This window comes from Chryseobacterium sp. (assembly GCF_022712095.1).
GTDB lineage: Bacteria > Bacteroidota > Bacteroidia > Flavobacteriales > Weeksellaceae > Chryseobacterium.
Genome location: NZ_JALAHD010000323.1, coordinates 1 through 4902 on the forward strand (window position 1 = coordinate 1; position 4902 = coordinate 4902).

Annotated in this window: 1 protein-coding gene; it reads left to right on the top strand. The window is 36.6% G+C overall.

Annotated features, from left to right (window positions below):
- Window positions 1-127 precede the first annotated feature (127 nt).
- The gene (gene dnaE / locus Q0A18_RS16455) at window positions 128-4783 is read left to right on the top strand and encodes a DNA polymerase III subunit alpha (protein WP_292011242.1); all 4656 of its coding nucleotides are present in this window, start codon (window positions 128-130) and stop codon (window positions 4781-4783) included.
- The last annotated feature ends 119 nt before the right edge of the window (window positions 4784-4902 follow it).

Below are 4902 nucleotides of genomic sequence, written 5' to 3' on the forward strand. Positions count from 1 at the left end.
GTTGTATCACTATTGGCAGCTCTGTTTTATAATGTTAAAAACTAAAATAATGATAGTGGCTTCATTTAAATAATTAGAAAAAATTGAAGTAACTTTACATTTCATTTCTTAAACTGGGATAAGATACATGTATTTAATTTTTGACACTGAAACTACTGGTTTACCTAAAAACTTTAATGCTCCGCTTTCCGATTCGGATAACTGGCCAAGAATGGTTCAGATTGCATGGCAGTTGCATGATGATGATGGTAATTTAATTGAAAATCAGGACTATATAATAAAGCCTGAAGGTTATGATATTCCCTTTAATGCAGCGAGGATTCATGGTATTACTACCAAGATAGCCAATGAAGAAGGCCGGGATCTTCAGGAAATTCTTGAAGAATTTTCTAAGGTTTTGGAAAGAGTGAGAGTGGTTTCCGGACATAATGTAGAATTTGATTACAATATTGTCGGTGCAGAATTTTACAGGAAAAATATAAATGATAATCTTCAGAAAAAACCAAAAGCTGATACGATGATTCTTGGAACAGATTATTGTAAGCTGGGTGGTGGAAAAGGGGGAAGATATAAATCTCCTAAACTTGAAGAGCTTTATGAGAAATTATACGGTAATAAATTTGATGAAGCCCATAATGCGGCGGCTGACGTAAATGCCACGGCACAGGTTTTCTTTGAAATGATGAGAATAGGAATTATTCCTTCTGAAGTTTTAAAGATTTCTGAAGATCAGTTAAAGTACTTCAAGACCTTACACCCTGATCCGATTAAACCTTTTGGTATTGTTATCAGAAGGCAGGTCGCTGACTTCCATAATAAAAAGAAACAGGCTGATTTTGGAAGTATTGATGAAATAGATTTAGGAAAATATTTCAATTTTGATAATCATAGTGTTTTTTCAACATTAACGGCAACTTCAAGTATTTCTGATCTTATCAATAAAGCTTCCGAAGATAATTTTCCGGCGGTCGGAATGGTGGATCTGGGAAATATGATGGGTGCTTTTAAATTCGTTTCTGCGGTAGAATCGGCTAATTCAGACAGAGCTAAAAAACATAAAGAATATCTGGCCAAAAAACAAGAAGCAGAAGAAAGTGGTCAGGATTTTAAAGATGCTGAACCCGTTTCCGAACCTTTGATCCCTGTGGTAGGGTGCGAGTTTTATATCTCTGACCGATATGAGCAGAAGCAGTTTACAAAAGATGATCCTGATAGAAGAACGCAGGTTATTCTCTTAGCGAAAGATTTTAATGGCTATAAAAACCTTGCTAAATTATCAAGTATCGGGTTTTTGAAAGGGTTTTATTTTGGAGTTCCGAGGATCAGCAGGGAATTGATTGCTGAGTATAAAGAGGGGGTTATCGCTTTAACATCGGGTATTTATGGTGATATTCCCGATGCGATTCTGAATACGGGGGAGCAGAAAGGGGAAGAGCTTTTCAAATGGTGGAAAGATACTTTCGGAGATGATTTTTATGTTCAGCTCCAAAATCATAAATTGCCTGAAGAAGAACACTTAAATGAGGTTTTGTTGTATTTTGCGGATAAATATAATGTGAAAATATTAGCACAAAATGAAACTTTCTATACCAATAAAGATGATGCTAATATTCAGGATATTGTAAGCTGTATCAAAGATGGAGAAAAGTTATCTACTCCTGTAGGTAAGGGATTTGGTAAGAGAAGGGGGCTTCCTACGGGAGAGTATTATATAAAGTCATCTGATGAGATTAAAGAAGCTTTTCTTGCTTATCCTGATGCATTTGATGCATATGAAGAATTTTTAGGAAAATTCAGTCCTTATACATTGAAAAGAGACGTACTCTTGCCGAAGTTTGACATTCCTGAAGAATTTATAGATGCCCAGGATGAGGTAGATGGAGGAAAAAGAGGGGAAATGGCTTATCTGACCCATTTAACGTATGAAGGAGCGAAGAAAAGATATCAAGATACTGGAATTACAGATGATATAAAAGAACGTTTAGACTTTGAGCTGGATGTAATTGCCAATACCGGATATCCGGGGTATTTCCTTATTGTACAGGATTTCTGTAATGAGGCCCGTAAAATGGGAGTTTGGGTAGGTCCCGGCCGGGGGTCAGCAGCAGGATCTGCGGTAGCGTATTGTATCGGGATTACCAATGTAGACCCTATTAAGTATGATTTACTATTTGAGAGATTTTTAAATCCGGAAAGGATTTCTATGCCGGATATCGATATTGACTTCGATGATGAAGGGCGTGACAGGATTATCAAATGGGTAATTGAAAAATACGGGCAAAGCCAGGTTGCACAGATTATTACCTATTCCGTTTTAGGGGGTAAGTCAGCGATTAAAGATGCGGGAAGAGTTTTGGATGTATCGATTCCTGATACTAATAATATTGCAAAGCTGATTCCGTCAACTCCGGGAATGAATATTGCTAAAGCATTGGCAAAATATGACAAGCTGAAGCCTGAAGAACAGCTTTTAGTAGATGAAATGAGATTGGTGTTGGATAGTCCTGAAGATCCTCGTTTCGATGTTTTGGCAAGTGCTAGAAAAATGGAAGGATGTATCCGTAATACTGGAATCCATGCCTGTGGAGTGATTATTACTCCTGAGGAGGTAAGTAACCTTGTTCCTGTAACTATTGCAGCCAAAGATGCGGATATTTTAGTCTCTCAGTTTGACAACTCCGTGGCGGAAAGTGCCGGACTTCTGAAAATGGACTTCCTAGGACTTCGTACTCTGACTATTATTAAAGATGCTTTAAAACTGGTTAAAGAAAGGCATGGTGTAGATATCAATCCAGATGAAATTCCACTGGATGATACTAAAACCTATCAGTTATTTAAGGAAGGCCGTACAGTAGGAATATTCCAATATGAAAGTCCCGGAATGCAAAAATACATGCGAGAGCTTAAGCCGACTGTTTTTGCGGATCTTATCGCAATGAATGCTTTGTACCGTCCAGGGCCGATCAAGTATATTCCAAACTTTATCAACAGAAAGCATGGTATTGAGGAAATCGTTTATGATTTGCCGGAAACTGAAGAGTATTTAAAAGAAACTTACGGAATTACAGTTTATCAGGAACAGGTAATGCTGCTGTCCCAGAAGCTTGCCAACTTTACAAAAGGTGAAGCGGATACATTGAGAAAAGCGATGGGGAAAAAGCAAATCGACGTTCTGAATAAAATGTACCCTAAATTTATAGAAGGTGGAAAAAAGAACAACCTCGATGAAGACCGCCTTAATAAAATATGGAATGACTGGAAGGCTTTTGCTGAATATGCATTTAATAAGTCTCACTCGACCTGTTATGCACTGATTGCTTATCAAACAGCCTATTTGAAGGCTAATTATCCGGCAGAATATATGGCGAGTGTGATGAGTAATAACATTAACAATACCGCTCAAATTACGATGTTCATGGAAGACTGTAAAAGTATGGGAGTGGATGTATTAGGTCCTGACGTCAATGAATCTCAATATAAATTCTCGGTAAACGAGAAGGGGCAGATCCGTTTTGGATTGGGTGCAATAAAGGGGATTGGAGAAGGACCAAGTGAAGCCATTACTAAGGAGAGAGAAAATGGCAGATTTAAAAATATTTATGATTTCTTTGAGCGTATCCTGCCTTCTCAAATGAATAAAAGAGTAGCGGAAAGTTTAGTAGTGGCAGGAGCTTTTGATGAACTGGATTCTTATCATAGAGGGCAATATTTTGATATTGATGCAGCAGGAAGAACTAATCTGGAAAGACTTATCCGTTATGGACAAAGCTTCCAGGAAAGCGTTAATGAAATGGAGAATTCTTTATTTGCTGATTTCGCTGAAGAAGTACAGATTGAACAACCTAAGCTACTGCCTTGTCCGGAATGGCCTAATATGCATAAACTTAATAAAGAAAAGGAAATTATAGGATTTTATTTATCAGCACATCCTTTGGATGAATTCAAATATCAGTTTCAGTTTATGCAGGGGCAGCTTTCTAAAAATATAGTGTTGGAGAAAGATGAAGAAAAGCTTGTGGTAGAAGAAGATCCGATATTAGAACAGGAAGCCACAGAAGAAATAGCGGGAGTAGCTGATGTAATAGACGTGGATGAGTTATTGACGGGAGAAGAAGAAATTGTAGAAGAAGTGAGTAAAAAAGCAGAGCCAAAAGGGAATTTTGGATTCTTAAACCTTGATGAGGTTGATGCTTATAAAGAACAGGCTTTTGCTAATAAACCTGCAGAATTGTTTGAGGAAAAGAAAGACTGGAGACAAAAGCAGAAAGATAAAGAGAATGGTAAAGAGTATACCGTTGCGGGGCTTATTACAGAATATAGGGTTCAGGATGGATTTAAAAGCGGAGAAAAAGTTGCGTTTTTAACATTGGAAGACTATACCGGATCTTATTCTTTCAGGTTGGGAGACAGGGATTATATGAGGTTGAAAGAAAAGCTCGAAGTGCAGCGATTCGTGATTTTGAAAATAAAATTTGCGCAAGTGAAGGATGGAAGGGTTTTCGTAAATGTAAATGATGTGATAGAGCTTAAAGATGCTTTTGAAAAATTTGCTAAAAGTATTTCTTTGGTAATGGACGTTATGGATTTCAGAAAAGAGGATCTTGAGTTTTTCAGAACAGTATTGGATAAAAATAAAGGAGAACAGAAATTTAAATTCTATATTAAAAATATAGAAGAAAATTCTCATATTGAACTTCAGTCCATGAAGTATTCGGTGGATTTGAATGGTGATTTGATAAAAGAGATACAACTGCTTAATAAGTATGAGTTTTATCTTAATTAGGTAATTGGTTTAAAATATTCACTTTTAGATAAGTGATTGTGACAAAAAGCGACTTACAGGTCGCTTTTTTAATTATTAATATTCTGGTAAAATAAGTTAAATAATTGTTTTAATTTTAA

Coding starts and splice junctions, on each gene's coding strand:
- dnaE (WP_292011242.1), top strand. CDS start 128: ATGTATTTAATTTTTGACACTGAAACTACTGGTTTACCTAAAAACTTT.